Origin of the sequence: Mycobacterium sp. (assembly GCF_032159765.1) — a bacterium.
Taxonomy (GTDB): domain Bacteria; phylum Actinomycetota; class Actinomycetes; order Mycobacteriales; family Mycobacteriaceae; genus Mycobacterium.
The window spans coordinates 39,696-55,518 of sequence record NZ_JAVHWM010000168.1; the positions used below are offsets into that span (position 1 = coordinate 39,696).

General features: G+C 68.4%; 14 protein-coding genes. 11 read left to right on the forward strand and 3 right to left on the reverse strand.

Going from position 1 to position 15,823, the window contains the following annotated elements:
- Window positions 1-6 precede the first annotated feature (6 nt).
- Together QOH60_RS20405 and QOH60_RS20410 are read left to right on the forward strand one after the other, a co-directional pair.
- A complete protein-coding gene (locus tag QOH60_RS20405) occupies window positions 7-357 on the forward strand; it encodes a hypothetical protein (protein ID WP_526423687.1) in 351 nt (116 codons plus the stop codon).
- Complete coding sequence (locus QOH60_RS20410; RefSeq protein ID WP_526423688.1) at window positions 348-1,337, forward strand: bile acid:sodium symporter family protein; 990 nt, start codon at window positions 348-350, stop codon at window positions 1,335-1,337. Before QOH60_RS20405 ends, QOH60_RS20410 begins: the two co-directional genes overlap by 10 nt.
- Here the strand turns inward: QOH60_RS20410 and QOH60_RS20415 are convergent.
- Window positions 1,324-1,926: a YqgE/AlgH family protein gene (locus QOH60_RS20415; RefSeq protein WP_526423689.1), complete on the reverse strand. Its 603-nt coding sequence runs from the start codon at window positions 1,924-1,926 to the stop codon at window positions 1,324-1,326. The two genes, QOH60_RS20410 and QOH60_RS20415, sit on opposite strands and share 14 nt — an antisense overlap.
- Window positions 1,927-2,069: 143 nt before the next feature.
- On the opposite strand from QOH60_RS20415, the gene QOH60_RS20420 reads away from it, so the two are divergent.
- Together QOH60_RS20420 and QOH60_RS20425 are read left to right on the forward strand one after the other, a co-directional pair.
- Window positions 2,070-3,347 (forward strand): MFS transporter, encoded by a 1,278-nt coding sequence (locus tag QOH60_RS20420; protein WP_526423690.1) that lies wholly within the window; start codon window positions 2,070-2,072, stop codon window positions 3,345-3,347.
- Window positions 3,348-3,357: 10 nt separating this feature from the next.
- Window positions 3,358-4,134: a TIGR03084 family metal-binding protein gene (locus tag QOH60_RS20425; protein WP_526423691.1), complete on the forward strand. Its 777-nt coding sequence runs from the start codon at window positions 3,358-3,360 to the stop codon at window positions 4,132-4,134.
- On the opposite strand, the gene QOH60_RS20430 is transcribed toward QOH60_RS20425, so the two are convergent.
- Together QOH60_RS20430 and QOH60_RS20435 are read right to left on the reverse strand one after the other, a co-directional pair.
- Window positions 4,131-4,640, reverse strand: a complete 510-nt coding sequence (locus QOH60_RS20430; protein WP_526423692.1) for a pullulanase — start codon at window positions 4,638-4,640, stop codon at window positions 4,131-4,133. The genes QOH60_RS20425 and QOH60_RS20430 overlap by 4 nt on opposite strands.
- 19 nt (window positions 4,641-4,659) lie before the next feature.
- Window positions 4,660-6,096, reverse strand: coding sequence for a CCA tRNA nucleotidyltransferase (locus QOH60_RS20435; protein ID WP_526423693.1), 1,437 nt, complete (start codon window positions 6,094-6,096; stop codon window positions 4,660-4,662).
- Window positions 6,097-6,184: 88 nt separating this feature from the next.
- On the opposite strand from QOH60_RS20435, the gene QOH60_RS20440 reads away from it, so the two are divergent.
- The 7 genes from QOH60_RS20440 to trxA all read left to right on the forward strand — a co-directional run bounded on the left by QOH60_RS20440 (window position 6,185) and on the right by trxA (window position 15,710).
- Entirely contained in the window at window positions 6,185-6,913 is a 729-nt protein-coding gene (locus tag QOH60_RS20440) for an NUDIX hydrolase (protein ID WP_526423694.1), read from the forward strand.
- A gap of 43 nt (window positions 6,914-6,956) precedes the next feature.
- Entirely contained in the window at window positions 6,957-9,260 is a 2,304-nt protein-coding gene (locus tag QOH60_RS20445) for a DUF6049 family protein (protein WP_526423727.1), read from the forward strand.
- 119 nt (window positions 9,261-9,379) lie between these two features.
- Window positions 9,380-12,943: a murein biosynthesis integral membrane protein MurJ gene (gene murJ / locus QOH60_RS20450; protein WP_526423695.1), complete on the forward strand. Its 3,564-nt coding sequence runs from the start codon at window positions 9,380-9,382 to the stop codon at window positions 12,941-12,943.
- Between the two features lie 178 nt (window positions 12,944-13,121).
- On the forward strand, window positions 13,122-13,700 hold the full coding sequence (gene sigM / locus QOH60_RS20455; RefSeq protein WP_526423696.1) for an RNA polymerase sigma factor SigM: 579 nt from the start codon (window positions 13,122-13,124) through the stop codon (window positions 13,698-13,700).
- A 41-nt stretch (window positions 13,701-13,741) separates the two neighbouring features.
- Window positions 13,742-14,338, forward strand: coding sequence for an RsmA family anti-sigma factor (locus QOH60_RS20460; RefSeq protein ID WP_526423697.1), 597 nt, complete (start codon window positions 13,742-13,744; stop codon window positions 14,336-14,338).
- A 68-nt stretch (window positions 14,339-14,406) separates the two neighbouring features.
- Window positions 14,407-15,381 carry a thioredoxin-disulfide reductase gene (gene trxB / locus QOH60_RS20465; RefSeq protein ID WP_526423698.1) on the forward strand — a complete coding sequence of 325 codons (975 nt, stop codon included), beginning with the start codon at window positions 14,407-14,409 and terminating at the stop codon, window positions 15,379-15,381.
- A complete protein-coding gene (trxA, locus tag QOH60_RS20470) occupies window positions 15,378-15,710 on the forward strand; it encodes a thioredoxin (RefSeq protein ID WP_526423699.1) in 333 nt (110 codons plus the stop codon). Before trxB ends, trxA begins: the two co-directional genes overlap by 4 nt.
- Window positions 15,711-15,823: the final 113 nt, after the last annotated feature.

The window sequence follows — 15,823 nt, forward strand, 5'->3', positions numbered from 1 at the left end:
GACCCCATGCTCATCGCCGGAGTGCTCTTCTTGTGCGTGGCGACGGTGATCGCCGCATTGGGTGTGCGCGCGCTGACGCGGCCTGCCGCGGCCGGAGGAAGCCGACAGGTGCTGCGTGCGGTGGCGCCCACGCAGCTGGCTTCTGCGGTGATGCTCGCCGCTGGTGGCGCGGTCGCGCTGTCGGGTCAGCCCGCGGCCGGCTTGCTGGCCCTGTGCGTCGTGGGAGCGGTGGGCACTGTGGCCGCCGGGTTGTGGCAAGGAGCGCGTCACACGCATGCGCTGCTCGGCACCGACGCTCCCGCGTGCGAACGCTCTAACGGCGCTACCTGCGCGAGCTGCACCCTGTCGTGCCGCTAGGCCGACTGCGCCTTCAGATCGACACGTTCATCCTGCTTCTGCTGGCGACGGTCGGATTTGCCGCGCTCGTGCCCGCGCGGGGCGCGGCCGCCGACGTCGTCTCGATGGTCACGAAGTTCGCCATCGCCCTTCTGTTTCTGCTCTACGGCGTGCGGCTGTCCCCGGCCGAGGCATGGCACGGGCTGCGGCACTGGCGGCTGCATCTGATGGTGTTGTCCGTCACGTTCGTGGTGTTTCCGCTTCTCGGGATCGCCGCCCGCCTGCTCGTGCCAACCGTGCTGACACCGGACCTCTATACAGGGGTGCTGTTCCTGTGTCTGTTGCCGTCGACGGTGCAGTCCTCGATCGCATTCACGTCGATCGCTCACGGCAACGTATCGGCCGCGATCGTCAGCGCGTCTTTGTCGAACATGCTCGGCGTGGTCCTCAGCCCGCTGCTGGTGGTCACGCTGATGAGCACCACCGGCGGTCTGCGGGTCGACGGGTCGGCAGCGCTGGACATCGTGTTGCAGCTGTTGGCGCCGTTCGTGGCGGGCCAGTTGCTGCGGCCCTGGCTCGCGGCGTGGGTGCACCGGCACGCTGTGCTGACCCGGGTTGTTGATCGCGGCTCGATCCTGTTGGTGGTGTACACGGCCTTCTCGGTCGGGATGGCCGAACACGTCTGGAGCGTGGTCACGGGATGGCGGATCGCCGCGGTGGCCGCGGTCTGCACGGCGCTGCTGGCGGTGGTCCTCGTTCTCACCACGGTGATGGGCCGCGTCTTCCGGCTCGATCGCGGCGACGCGATTGTGCTGTTGTTCTGCGGGTCGAAGAAGAGCCTGGCATCTGGCCTCCCGATGGCGCTGGTGTTGTTCGCAACAGCATCGGTGGGCCTGATTGTGTTGCCGCTGATGCTCTTTCATCTGATCCAGCTGCTTGTCTGCGCATGGATCGCCAGCCGGCTGTCGCGCGGAACGTCTACCTCTATTAGTTCCGGCTGATGTCGATCGGGTGTGTCGCCAGCAGGGACATCGGCGTCGGCTGGCGCCGCAGCACCCGCGCCCACAGGTCAGCGCGCGATTCCGACAACACATCAGAAGGCAACGCGGACAAGACGATCCAATCGTCGCGTTCGATCTCGCCCTCCAGCTGACCGATCGTCCACCCCGAGTAGCCCGCGAAAATTCGCACCCCTTCGACGAGCGGAGCGATCCCGTCGGGCTCCGCATCGAGGTCGACCATCACGACCCGGCCCTGCACGTGACGCAGACCCGGCACCCCTTCGCTTGTCATGCCGGCCCGCAGCGTCGCCAGGCACAGCGCGGCGTCGCGCTTCACGGGTCCGCCGATGAACATCGTCTTGGGCTTGGCCGTGAGCTTGGCCCATTGCGGAAGCACGTTGTAGACGGCGGTTTCGCTGGGCCGGTTGAGCACCACCCCGAGGGTGCCGCCGTCGTTGTGCTCGACGATGTAGATCACGCTGCGCCGGAAGGTCGGTTCGAGAAGATCTGTATTAGCCAGCAACAGGGTCCCGGACCGCACTCGGTGCGCGGGAGGAGCGTATTCCTCCGGGTCTTCCGAGTGCGCCATCTGACCATCATGTCACCAGCACAGGGCAATTGGGGCGAACGGCGTCGCGGAGATTTCATCGTGGGTTCTCGTGGGTATTTGTAGGGTGGACCGGCACCGCATACTCGGCGACAGATCGGCAGGACGTGACCTCGGTGGTTAACATGCGCGCCCCGAGGGCCGTGTATCGCTCCGTACGCAGCATGCCCGAGTTCGGGCGGTTGCTCGGCGTGCGGTTGTTCGGACAGTTCGGCGACGGGCTGTTCGCGGCCGGGCTGGCGGGCGCCCTTCTGTTCAATCCCGAACGCGAAACCGACCCGTGGAAGATCGCCGCGGCGTTTGCGGTGCTGTTCCTGCCCTACTCGCTGCTCGGTCCGTTCGCCGGCGCGGCGCTGGACCGCTGGGACAGACGCACTGTTCTGGTTGCCGCAAGCGGCGTGCGGCTTGTGCTGATCACCGGTGTCGCCGTGCTGTTGGCCGTCAGCGCCAACTCCTGGTGGGTGCTGGCCGGGTCGTTGATTGTCAACGGCGCCAGTCGGTTCATCGCGTCGGGCTTGTCGGCCGCGCTACCCCATGTGGTGCCCCAAGAGAAGGTGGTGACGATGAACGCCGTCGCCGTCGCTGTGGGCGCCGTCGCGATCTTCTTTGGTGCCACCTTTGTCTTCGCCTCTCGCTCGCTATTCGGCGCGAACGATACCGGGGCTGCCGCAACACTTTTCATTGTCCTTGCTCCCGTGTTCGTCTCGATGATGCTGGCACTGCGGTTCGTGCCTCGCAGCCTCGGACCCGACGACACCGCCCGTGCTGTCCACGGCTCGGCGTACTACGCGGTGGCGACGGGGTGGGTACACGGCTTGCGCACAGTGATCAACACGCCCAGCGTGACCGCAACGCTCACCGGCTTGGCCGCTCATCGCGTGGCGTTCGGTATCAACACGATGCTGGTGCTGGTGATCGTGCATCACACGAGGACAGAGGGCGCCGCCTTGGCGGTCGCCGCTCTCTTCGTCCTGTTCACTTCCCTTGGATCGTTCGGGGCTACGTTGCTCGCCCCGTTTATCGTGCGCCGGTTCGGCCGGTTCGCCGCCGCCAACGTGGCGCTGGCAGCCGCGGCCGTGATCCAAGCGGTCGGCGCCCTGCTGTTCGTGCCCGTCATGCTGGTGTGTGGTTTCTTCCTCAGCGCGTGCGGGCAGCTCATCAAGCTGTGCGCGGACAACGCCATGCAACTCGACGTCGACGACGCGTTGCGCGGCCACGTGTTCGCGGTGCAGGATTCGCTGTTCTGGGTGTCGTTCGTCGGATCACTCACGCTGGCCGCCGCGGTGATCCCACCCGACGGGCACTCGCCGGCGCTCGCGCTCGTCGGCGCCGCGGTGTACCTGATCGGCCTGCCGGTGCACACACTGGTCGGCCGACGCGGGCCGCCGGGGCACAAAGGCTAGGGTTGCCCGCATGGCTGATGCCGGCCCCATTGTCGATGACTTACGGGCGGAGAGTGACGAACTCGACGGGCTCGTCGGCCCGCTCGACGAAACCGGCTGGGGCGCACCAACACCCGCCGCCAGCTGGACCATCGCCCATCAGATCGGTCACCTGTTGTGGACGGACCGGGTCGCGCTCTTGTCCATCACCGACGAGGCCGCGTTCGGCCGTCAGCTCACGGCAGCCGCGGCCGACCCGCAGGGCTTCGTGGACGCCGTTGCCGAGCACGAGGCCGGCCGCGCGCCGGCGGAGCTGCTGCGCGATTGGCGCACAACCCGCCGCGAATTGCACAGTGCTCTGCTGGCCGTGCCGTCTGACCGCAAGCTGATGTGGTTCGGGCCGCCGATGAGCCCGGCCTCGATGGCTACCGCCCGGCTGATGGAAACCTGGGCGCACGGGCTGGACGTGGCCGATGCTCTCGGCGTGGTCCGGACGCCGACCGCCCGGTTGCGCTCAATCGCGCACCTCGGTGTGCGCACGCGTGACTACGCCTTCGCAGTCCACGAATTGCCGCCGCCCGCAGAGCCTTTCCGCGTCGAGCTGGATGCACCCGACGGCGCCGTCTGGGAATGGGGCCCACCGGACGCCGCGCAGCGGATCACCGGACCGGCCGAGGACTTCTGCTATATGGTGACGCAGCGTCGCCCGCTCTCGTCGCTCGACATCGTGGCCGTCGGGGACGACGCCAACCGCTGGTTGACGCTCGCGCAGGCTTTCGCGGGGCCACCGGGAGCCGGCCGGAACTAGAGGTCGCTGGCGGTGTCCGCGGCTCCGTCGCCGTTCGTGTCGACGAGCTTGATGTCCCACCTGCCGTCCCCGTCGACGTCGACGTAGCCGACAGCGCCGGACTCCGAGTCGCACAGCGCTCGGTCCGCGAGCCCGTTGCCGTCACTGTCGAGCAGCCGGTCGTCGGCCTGCCCATCGGCGTCGAAGTCCACGAGCGGCGCTGACGTGTGCTCCACCCCGTCGATGCCGAACCAGCGCAGTTGCCCCGTCCGGTCGACAGTCACCGCCCAGGTGCCGGATCCGTCGTCGGTGAAGTAGCTCTCGGCGACGCCGTCGTCATCGAGGTCCAGCGCCGCGTGGTCGGCCACCCCGTCGCCGTCGAAATCGCCGATCGCGTCGTCGAGGCGGCCGTCGCCGTCGAAATCCAAGCGCACGGCGTCGAGCGTGCCGTCGCCGTCGAGGTCCACGTCCGGCGTGCCGATCCACATCGTCGCCGACCCGTCGCCTGGGCCGAAGCAGTACTCCATACCCCCATTTGACGGCCGGTCACGTCCGGGAGTTCCACCACGCGAGCAGCTCGGCCTCGGCGTCGTCGCGGCTCAGCGGGCCGCGTTCGAGCCGCAGCTCCTTCAAGTACCGCCACGCCTCCCCGACCTCCGGACCCGCGGGAATGCCCAGCAGTTCCATGATCGCGTTGCCGTCGAGATCGGGCCGCACCTTCGCCAGGTCCTCCTTGGCGGCCAGCTCGTCGATGCGCCGTTCGAGGTCGTCGTAGTTGGCCTGCAGCCGCGCCGCCCTGCGCCGGTTGCGGGTGGTGCAATCGGCCCTGACCAGCTTGTGCAACCGCGGCAGCAGCGGCCCGGCATCCGTCACGTAACGGCGCACCGCCGAGTCCGTCCATGCGCCGTCGCCGTAGCCGTGAAATCGCAGGTGCAGATACACCAGCTGCGACACGTCGTCGGTCATCTGCTTGGAGTACTTCAGCGCTCGCATGCGCTTGCGGGTCATCTTCGCCCCCACCACCTCGTGATGGTGAAAGCTCACACCACCGTCGGGTTCATGTTTGCGGGTCGCTGGTTTTCCGATGTCGTGAAGCAGTGCCGCCCAGCGCAGCACCAGATCCCGCTGCCCCTCCTCGAGACCGATCGCCTGCCGCAGCACGGTCAGCGAGTGCCGGTAGACGTCCTTGTGCTGGTGGTGCTCGTCGATCGCCAGTCGCATGGCGCCTATCTCCGGCAGGACCACGTCGCCCATGCCGGTGTCGACCACCACTTCGATTCCGGCCACCGGGTCGTCGCCGAGCATGAGTTTGTCGAGTTCGGCCGCGATGCGCTCGACGGAGATCCGGTCCAGCTGCGCAGCCATCTCGACGATCGCGGCGCGCACCCGCGGCGCCAGCGAGAACCCGAGCTGGCTGACGAACCTCGCCGCACGAAGCATCCGCAGGGGGTCGTCGCCGAAGGACACCTCCGGGCCGGCGGGGGTGTCCAGTACCCGGTGACGCACGGCGGCCAAGCCATCGAGCGGGTCGACGAACTCGCCCGGCCCGTCCGCGCCGATACGCACCGCCATCGCGTTCACCGTGAAATCGCGGCGCACGAGGTCCCCCTCGATGCTGGTGCCGAACTGCACCTGCGGGTTTCGCGACACCTGGTCGTAGCTGTCGGAGCGGTAGGTGGTGATCTCGACTCTGATCCCGCCGCGGGCGGCAGCGACGGTGCCGAACTGAATGCCGGTGTCCCACAACGCATCAGCCCACGAGCTGAGGATTCGCTGGATGTCGGTTGGGCGCGCGTCGGTGGCGAAGTCCAGGTCGCCGCTCAACCGGCCGAGGACCGCGTCGCGGACGCTGCCGCCCACCAGATACAGCGCGTGGCCGGCGTCGGCGAACGCCGCGCCGAGGGCCTGCAGAGTATCCGCGTGCCGGTTCAGCGCAACCACGGCGCCGGCGAGCAGCTCGGCGTTCGACGCGGTTTCGGGCACGTTCGATTACCCTAATGCTCGCGCTAAGATGTCCGCCGACCGGCGCGTGGGGGCGGGACGAAAAGTCATGCCAGCTACTATCGCTTGGGTGTCGGAAGGCGAACAGGCGAGGCCACGACGGCGCCGAGGCCGGCGCCGGGGCAAGCGCGTCGCTGCTGCCGCCGACTCCGCCGATCAGTCGTCCAAACAGGATTCGGCCTCGCGCAGTCAGCCCCGCACCGGGCACCGCTCTCCGGAGCGGCTGCGCACCGTTCACGAGACCTCGGCGGGCGGGCTCGTCGTCGACGGGCTCGACGGACCGCAGGGCAGTCAGGTAGCGGCGCTGATCGGGCGGGTTGACCGCCGCGGGCGGATGCTGTGGTCGTTGCCGAAGGGCCACATCGAGCTCGGCGAGACCGCCGAACAGACAGCGATCCGTGAGGTGGCCGAGGAAACCGGGATCCGCGGCGACGTGCTCGCGTCGCTCGGGTCGATCGACTATTGGTTCGTCACCGAGGGCAGGCGCGTGCACAAGACCGTGCATCACTATCTGCTGCGCTTTCTCGGGGGCGAGCTCTCTGATCACGACCTCGAGGTCAGCGAGGTGGCCTGGGTGCCGCTGGAGGAGCTGTCCTCGCGCCTTGCCTATGCCGACGAACGGCGGCTCGCCGAGGTCGCCGACGAACTGATCCAAACGCTGCACACGCACGGACCGGGAGCACTGCCGCCGCTTCCGCACAGCACGCCGTGGCGCCGTCGCCAAACCCACTCGACAACTCGGCGGCGTCCACATGGCGAGTCCGGCTCGGGGCGGGCGCATGGTCACGGCCGGCCATAACCGCGCGGTCGACGAGCAGAACCTCAGGACAGTACTGCGATTCATGCTGGTCACCGCGTCGCGGCTGCTTGGCGTCATGCTGCTGGCCTTGGCCCCCGCGGCGGCCGCCACGGCGCCGCGCGCGGCCGCGGGCGAGCCGGCGGACACCCGCTTTCTCGAGGTGCGCATCGACCGGGTCACCCCGGAGACAGTCACCAACACCGCCGAACCGACGGTGACGGTCGACGGGACGGTCACCAACGTCGGCGACCGCACGGTCCGCGACATCGTCGTCCGGCTCGAAGGCGCCGGCCCGGTGACGTCGTCGATCGGGTTGCGGACGAACCTCAACGGAACCACCGATCAGTACGAGGCGGTGGGCGACTTCATCAATGTGGTGCCCGAGCTGCAACGGGGACAGGCCGCCGGATTCAGGCTGTCCTACCCAGTCCGCGCCTCATCAGGACCCTCGCTTCGCATCACGCGGCCAGGCATCTACCCGCTTCTGGTCAACGCCAATGGCACACCGGACTTCGGCGAACCAGCGCGGCTCGACGACGCCCGCTTCCTGCTGCCCGTCCTCGGCGTGCCGCCTGAACCGCCGACCAACCCTCAGGCAGCCGGGGACGTCGCTCCCGACACCTCCGCCCCCGTCATGGTGACGATGCTGTGGCCATTGGCTGACCGTCCGCGGCTGGCCCCTGGCTCCCCCGGCGGCGTCACTCCCGTCCGCCTCACTGACGACGACCTGGCGACATCGCTGGCAGCGGGCGGACGGCTGGACACCCTGTTGTCGGCGGCGGAGTCCGCGACCGATCCGGCAAACGACCCCGGGGCCCGCGTCAACGAGGCCCTGTGCCTGGCGGTCGATCCCGACCTGTTGGTGACGGTCAACGCAATGACCGGCGGCTATGTGGTCGCCGACCGTCCCACCGACCGCAACTCGCCCACTCACCCCGGCGCCGGGCAAGACGCCGCGTCCGGATGGCTCGACCGGCTCCGGGCGCTGGCCGGCCGGACATGCGTGACGCCGACGCCGTATGCGCAGGCAAGCCTCGACGCTGTGCGCCGAGTGGGCGACAAGGGGTTGGCGACCATCGCGACCGCTGGCGCCGCGGATGTCGTCGACCAGATCCTGCGTGTTCAATCGCAGCGCGGGATAGCCCTGATCGGCGACGAGAGGCTGACGCCCGCCGCCGCGGCCCTGCTGACCGCGCAGGGCACACCCACGGTGGCGATCACCGCGGCAGACTGCACGGCGCAGGACGAAATCGACGGCCAGCTGCGGCCCGCCGCCCTTGTCCCGCGCAGGGTGTCCCAGCAGCTGGTGGCGGCGCCGTTCGATCCGACGGTCAGCGCCGCACTCGCGGCCACGGGCAACTACCCGTCGACGCCGTCGTATCTCGGCCATTCGCTCGTCGTCGCCTACCAGCGCGACTCGCCGACCGCGCGCAGACAGGACGCCATCGGCGCACTCATGTGGCTGGCGCTCAATCCCGACGCGGCGCCCCGTTCGCAAGTCGTCATGCCTCCGCTGTACTGGGACCTGACATCGGCCGACGCGCATACGGTCCTGGGCACGCTGGCGGCCACGATCCGGAGCGGTGTCGCGGTGCCGCGGTCGCTGCCTGCCACTGTGGGCGAAGCGCAGGAGAGCGCCTCTGCGAATTCACCGGGCGCAGAAGACGACGCCGGCGGCCGCGGACGAATCGGCGACCAGATCACTGCCAACATGTCGCGCCAGGTCGGCCGTTTGTGGGGGCTGACCGCCGCTCTGTCCACCGACCCGAGAACCGGACTGACCGGCCCGCAGTACACCGCGCCGCTGCGCGAGGACATGCTGCGTGCGCTGAGCCAGGCCGTCGGGCCCAACAACCGCGACGAGTTCGCGCAGCAACAGATGACGGCCGTCGACGCCACGATCGACGACATGTTTCGCGGGGTGACGATCGTCAATCCGGGCGGGTCGTACACGCTGGCGACCGAGCACAGCCCGCTTCCCCTGGTCTTGCGCAATGACCTTCCGGTGCCGATCAATGTCCGCGTGCAGATCGAGGCACCGCCCGGCATGAAAGTCACCGACATCGGTGTGCAGGAGCTGCCTCCCGGGTACCTGCCGCTGCGGGTTCCGATCGAGGTGCAGTTCACCCAGCGGGTTGCCGTGGACGTCACGTTGCGCACCCCCGACGGTCTGCCGCTGGGCGATCCGGTCCGGTTGTCAGTGCACTCGAACGCGTACGGCAAGTTGCTGTTCGCGATCACGATCACCGCCGCAGCCGTTCTCGTGATGCTGGCCGGCCGACGCTTGTGGCATCGCTTCCGCGGTCAGCCCGATCCGGCCGACCTGGACCGCCCGGAATCCGTGTGACCACCGGCCGGTGGCACCCCGCGGGCCCTCAACCGGCCCCTGGGGGGAGGGCGCAGCCCGGCGGTAGGGCGCAGCCCCCTGGATACCGCCCGCGGCCGCAGCCTGGGGCCAACGGTCCCGTGCCACCTCGGCAGGGTTCGCGCCGACCCGCCGCCGACCTGCCCCGCCAGCCACGCGGCGCCCGGCCGCCGCCCACTCGACCGTCGTCTGCGCGGCCCGAACTCAGCGACGCGGCGGTGGTATCCCGGTCCTGGGGGATCGCCTTCGCGACGCTGATCAGCCGGATCACCGGATTCGCGCGATTCGTCTTGCTGGCCGCGATCCTCGGTGCGGCGATCACGAGTGCCTTCTCGGTTGCCAACCAGTTGCCGAACCTCATCGCGGCGCTGGTCCTGGAAGCGACGTTCACGGCGATTTTCGTCCCCGTGCTCGCCCGCGCTGAGCGCGAGGACCCCGACGGCGGGACTGCGTTCGTCCGCCGGTTGGTAACCATCGCGACCACACTGCTGCTGATCACGACGACCCTGTCCGTGGTGGCCGCGCCGATATTGGTCCGGCTGATGCTGGGCAGCACCGCCACCTCGAAGGTCGACGAGGCCCTCACCACGTCGTTCGCGTATCTGCTGCTCCCCCAGGTCCTGTTCTACGGGTTGTCCTCGGTCTTCATGGCAATCCTGAACAATCGCAACTCGTTTGGTGCTCCCGCGTGGGCTCCGGTGGTCAACAACGTTGTCGCAATTCTCACGCTCGGCGTGTATGTGCTTGTCCCTGCCGATCTTTCGGCAGCGCACGGCAACATCAAACTGTTGGTGCTTGGCGTCGGCACGACGCTGGGCGTAGCGGCCCAGACGGCTGTGCTGCTGATCGCGATCGCGCGCCAACGGATAAGCCTGCGCCCGCTGTGGGGAATCGACGATCGTCTGAAGCAGTTCGGGATGATGGCCGCGGCGATGGTCCTCTACGTGATGATCAGCCAGTTCGGCCTGGTGGTCGGCAACCAGATCGCAAGTTGGGCAGCCGATTCCGGCCCGGCAATCTACAACTACACCTGGCTCGTGCTGATGCTGCCGTTCGGGTTGATCGGGGTCACCGTGCTGACCGTGGTGATGCCGCGGTTGTCCCGCAACGCCGCCGCCGACGACATCGGCGGCGTGTTGGGCGACCTGGGATTGGCCACCCGACTGACGATGGTGACATTGATCCCGATCGCCGCGTTCATGACCGTCGGCGGGGCGGCGATGGGATCGGCGCTGTTCGCGTACGGCAACTTCGGTGCGGTCGATGCCGGTTATCTCGGCAACGCGATCGCCCTGTCCGCGTTCACGTTGATTCCCTACGCGATGGTGCTGCTGCAGCTGCGGGTCTTCTACGCACGCCATCAGCCCTGGACCCCGATTCTGATCATCGTCGTGATCACCTCCGTGAAGATCGGCGCATCACTTCTCGTGCAACAGCTCGCCGGGCATGGCGTGATCGCCCGCCCCGAGATGGTGGCCGGCTATCTCGGAACGGCGAACGGGCTCGGCTTCCTGGCCGGCGCCACCCTCGGTTACTTCCTGCTGCGCCGCTCGCTGCGCCCGCCGGGCGGGGCGTTGTTCAGCACGGAGGTGCTCCGCACGGTGCTCGTGACCGTGGCGGCCTCGCTCCTGGCCGGCCTCGTCGCTCACGTCGCGGACCGGTTGTTGCACGTCAACGTCCTTACCGAACGCTTCGGCGGGGTCGGCTCGCTGCTGCGTCTGCTTGTTCTGGGCCTGATCATGGTGCCCATCGTCGCCACGGTGATGTTCGCCGCACGGGTACCTGAAGCCAGGGCCGCGCTGGCTGCCGTGCGCCGTCGCCTCGGGCGTGCGCCCGCCAGGTCAATCCCGGTTTGGCACGAGCCTGGACGTGTTACCTCGTACCCTGAGCAGAGGCTTCCGTACACGCCGAGGCCACGCACGGGACCCGGACCCGTTCGGCCGGGTCACGTCCGGGGCAGCGCATGGGAAGGGATGGCGGTGACCGACGAGACCCCAGGGAGTGCCGACGCAACGACGCGGCTGACACGCCCGGCGGCCGACGACTTCCAGCCCGACGTGTCCGCCGACACGGCCGTGAACACGTCGTCGCTGCGCCGTGTCGGCGTTCCGGCCGGTGACTTCGCCGGCGACCCGACGCGCGAGGCGATGGGCCTGGCGGCTCCGTCCTCAGACGCGTCCGGCGGAGACGACGTGTCCCTGATGCCAGGCGTGAGCATCGCCGACGGACGCTACAGGTTGCTCGTCGATCACGGCGGTCCCGACGGTCTGCAGTTTTGGCAGGCGCTGGACACCGCGCTCGATCGGCAGGTGGCGTTGACGTTCGTCGACCCCGACGGCCGGCTCCCATCGGACGAGGTGGCCGACATCCTCTCTCGTACGCTCCGGCTGAGCCGCATCACCATGCCGGGCATCGCCCGCGTGCTGGACGTGGTGCGCACCCGCGCCGGCGGCCTCATTGTGTCGGAATGGATCCGCGGCGGGTCTCTGCAGGAGGTGGCCGACACGTCGCCGTCACCGATCGGCGGCGCGCGGGCGATGCAGTCACTTGCCGCCGCTGCCGATGCAGCGCACACGGCAGGCGTCGCGCTATCGATCGACCATCCCAGTCGAATTCGGGTCAGCATCGAAGGCGACGTCGCCCTTGCATTTCCCGCGACACTGCCGAGCGCCACCCCCGAGGACGACCTTCGCGGAATGGGTGCCGTGCTGTATGCGCTGCTGCTCAACCGGTGGCCATTGCCGGAGAGCGGCGCACCCAGCGGATTGGCACCGGCGGACGTCGACGCCATGGGAAATCCGGTGGAGCCCAAGGCCGTCGACCACCAGATCCCGTTCCAAGTGTCCGCGGCAGCGGTGCGCTCGGTCCAGGAGGGTGGTGGGATCGCGAGCGCCTCAACGCTTTTGAGCATTCTTCAGCAAGCCACCGCCGAGGCCGACCGCACGGAGCTGATAGCGCCCGTCGAGAACGCGCCACCCGCCGGCGTGCGCTCCAAGGGCGGTGGATTCCGCCGATGGAGCGACCTTGACGAAGACGAACGCGCGCAGCGCCGCCGAGGCTTGCTCATCGGGCTGGGAGTCGTCGGTGCAATCCTCGTCGTGGCCGCACTGCTGGCCGCGGCACTGTTCCACGGCTTTGACGGCGGCTACGGCAGCAAGGAAGACAAGTACGGCCTGCATCCGTCGTCGGGCGCGGCCGCCCCCGCCGAGGCCGGCGATGTCGTGAAGCCCGACAAGGTGACGTCCTGGGCGCCGGGCGGGTCTCCCGACAACCCGGACCAGGCGACGCTGGCCATCGACGGCAATCCCGCAACCGCCTGGAAGACGGTCCATTACGACGACCGCGACCCGTTCCCCGCCGCTTACCCCGGCGTCGGCCTGGTGCTGCATCTGCCTAAACCGACCGTGCTGACGTCGGCCGACGTCACGGTGAACAGCACGGGCACCCAGATCCAGCTCCGGTCGTCCTCGAGCGCTTCGCCGGCCAGCCTCGGCGACACCACCGAACTCACCAAGCCACAGGCAATGCAGCAGGGCTCCAACACGATCCGGATCGACAACGCCCAGCCCACCTCGAACGTCGTGGTGTTCATCACGAAGCTGGGCAGCACTGGTAGCGATTCGCACGCCGAGATCGCCGAGATCACGCTCAAAGGGACGTCCTGACCGCTCATCCCAAATAGCTCCAGCCATGGCGTTCTCAGCGTCAACGGCCGCCGGCCATCACTACCACCGCGCCTGACCAGCCTCGTCATCCGCTGTCGCGCCGACGAAATATTTGCAGACGGAAGCATTCCTGAAGTTGGCGTCATAGCACCCACCGGCGGGCGCTTAGGGTTCGGCTGTGGGGTTCCTCGGGGGGTCAGAACGGCCGCATCGCAGTGACGCGGAGCTGCTGGCGGCACACGTCGCGGGAGATCCGTACGCGTTCGAGGAGCTGTTCCTCCGGCACCAGCGGCAGCTTTACCGGCTGGCGCGGCTGACGAGTCGCACGGGGGAGGACGCCGCCGACGCGCTGCAGGACGCGATGCTCTCGGCGCACCGCAGCGCAGGGTCGTTCCGCAACGACGCGGCAGTGAGCAGCTGGCTGCACCGGATCGTCGTCAACGCATGCCTTGATCGGTTGCGGCGAAACAAGAATCACCTCGCGATTCAACTCGAGGACGACATCGGCTCGGTCAGCGATCCTGCCCCTCGGACCGATACCGCGGTCGTGGTTCAGCGGGCGCTGATGCGCCTTCCCGTCGAACAGCGCGCGGCAGTCGTTGCCGTGGACATGCAGGGCTACTCGATCGCCGACGCCGCGCGGATCCTCGGGGTGCCGCAGGGAACGGTGAAGAGCCGGTGTGCCCGCGCGCGCGGGCGGCTCGCCCTGATGCTGCGGTACTTCGACCACGACGCGGCCACTGGCGCCGCCGGATAGCCGTATCGCTTTCGCGCCAGACACCCGGTACAACGGCATGGATGGACGACGGGCGGATGCCGGCGGTCGAGCGGGTCCGTGCTGACCTCGCTCGACTAGGGGGCGACGAGGCGTCGGCCCCCGACGTGCCGGCCGCGGTCGTTGACCGAGTGGTCTCCGCGTTGCGCACTGCGCCGCCGGTTCGAAGCGCCCGGCACCGGCGGATTGTTCGCGCAAGCACCGCCGCGGGTGCGCTCGCAGCCCTGGTGGCCGCGGTGGTGGGTGTCGTGAGCCTCGCAGGTTCAGATACGTCCACGCGCGCAGGCACGTCGTTGCATAACACCAGCGCAGCCGACCCGGCAATCCCCCTGTCGGAGGACGAAATCCTGGCGCTGCTGCGCACCCCGCCCGATCTCGGGCCTCTCAGTGACCCCCGCCGGCGCGCGTCGTGTCTGAGCGGGCTCGGCTATCCCGGCGCGACAGCCGTGCTCGGTGCGCGGCAACTCACGATCGTCGGTCAACCGGCGGTGTTGTTGCTGTTGGCAGGCGAGACGCCAACGGCGGGCACCCAGACGCAGGTCGTGGCGTTGGCGGTGAGTCCGAACTGCAATGCAGCCGACACCGGGCTGCTTGCCGAAACGCAGATCCGGCGTCCGTGACGCCGGTGGGGAACACCGGGACATACCCTGGTGTTGAGATCGTTGCGCGACAGGGCAGAAAGGCTGGCATGAGTTCCTCCCCCACCGTTCACGACGTCATCGTCATCGGATCGGGCCCCGCCGGATACACCGCAGCCATCTACGCCGCACGGGCACAGCTCTCGCCGCTGGTTTTCGAAGGCACCCAGTTCGGTGGAGCGCTGATGACCACCACCGAAGTCGAGAACTACCCGGGATTTCGCAGCGGCATTCAGGGCCCCGAGCTCATGGACGAGATGCGCGAGCAGGCGCTCCGGTTCGACGCCGACCTGCGGATGGAGGACGTCGACTCGGTGTCCTTGCAGGGCGCAATCAAGACCGTCACCGTCGGCGACGAAACCCACCATGCTCGCGCGGTCATCCTCGCGATGGGTGCCGCTGCCCGCTACCTTCACGTGCCCGGCGAACAGAAGCTGCTCGGCCGGGGTGTGAGTGCGTGCGCCACGTGCGACGGCTTCTTCTTCCGCGATCAGGACATCGCGGTGATCGGCGGCGGCGACTCCGCGATGGAGGAGGCGACGTTCCTGACGCGGTTCGCGCGCAGTGTCACAGTTGTGCATCGCCGCAACGAGTTTCGCGCATCCAAGATCATGCTCACCCGCGCCGAGGAGAACGACAAGATCCAGTTCGTGACCAACGCCGTGGTGACCGAGGTGTTGGGCGACACGAGTGTCACCGGGCTGCGGGTTCGTGACACCGTCACCGGCGAGGAGCGCGCGCTCGACGTCACGGGTGTCTTCGTCGCCATCGGCCACGACCCCCGCTCGGACCTCGTCCGCGACCAGCTCGAAATCGACGACGACGGCTATGTCCTCGTGCGCAGCGGAACCACCCAGACTTCCCTCGAGGGCGTCTTCGCGGCCGGCGATCTCGTCGACCGCACCTACCGGCAGGCGGTCACTGCCGCCGGGACGGGCTGTTCGGCGGCCATCGACGCCGAACGCTGGCTCGCCGAGTCGGCCCCCGTCGATACCACCGATGATCTGATAGGAGCCCCGCTGTGAGCGACGACACCTCCACGATTGCCGTCACCGACGGAACGTTTGCACAAGACGTGCTCGGCGCGTCGCAACCCGTTCTCGTCGACTTCTGGGCGACCTGGTGCGGTCCCTGTCGGCTGGTGGCGAAGGTGCTCGAGCAGATCGCCGTGGAAAAGGCCTCTGAGCTCACGGTCGCGAAGATCGACATCGACGCCAACCCGGGCACCGCGCGTGACTTCAAAGTCCAGTCGATCCCCACGCTGATCCTGTTCAAGGGCGGCGAACCCGTAAAGCGGATCGTGGGCGCCAAGAGCAAAGCGGCGTTGCTGCGTGAGCTCAACGACCACCTGTAGGCACCTGCGATGTGCCTGGCGTTTTCCTAATCTGGCGGCCCGTCTGCGACAATATTCTCAGCTTGTCGTGCGATCGCCGATCGTATTGCCCTTGCGTTGAGCCGCTCTCGGCG

Coding starts and splice junctions, on each gene's coding strand:
- QOH60_RS20405 (WP_526423687.1), top strand. CDS start 7: ATGCTCATCGCCGGAGTGCTCTTCTTGTGCGTGGCGACGGTGATCGCC.
- QOH60_RS20415 (WP_526423689.1), bottom strand. CDS start 1,926: ATGGCGCACTCGGAAGACCCGGAGGAATACGCTCCTCCCGCGCACCGA.
- QOH60_RS20420 (WP_526423690.1), top strand. CDS start 2,070: ATGCGCGCCCCGAGGGCCGTGTATCGCTCCGTACGCAGCATGCCCGAG.
- QOH60_RS20425 (WP_526423691.1), top strand. CDS start 3,358: ATGGCTGATGCCGGCCCCATTGTCGATGACTTACGGGCGGAGAGTGAC.
- QOH60_RS20430 (WP_526423692.1), bottom strand. CDS start 4,640: ATGGAGTACTGCTTCGGCCCAGGCGACGGGTCGGCGACGATGTGGATC.
- QOH60_RS20445 (WP_526423727.1), top strand. CDS start 6,957: ATGCTGGTCACCGCGTCGCGGCTGCTTGGCGTCATGCTGCTGGCCTTG.
- QOH60_RS20460 (WP_526423697.1), top strand. CDS start 13,742: ATGGACGACGGGCGGATGCCGGCGGTCGAGCGGGTCCGTGCTGACCTC.
- trxB (WP_526423698.1), top strand. CDS start 14,407: ATGAGTTCCTCCCCCACCGTTCACGACGTCATCGTCATCGGATCGGGC.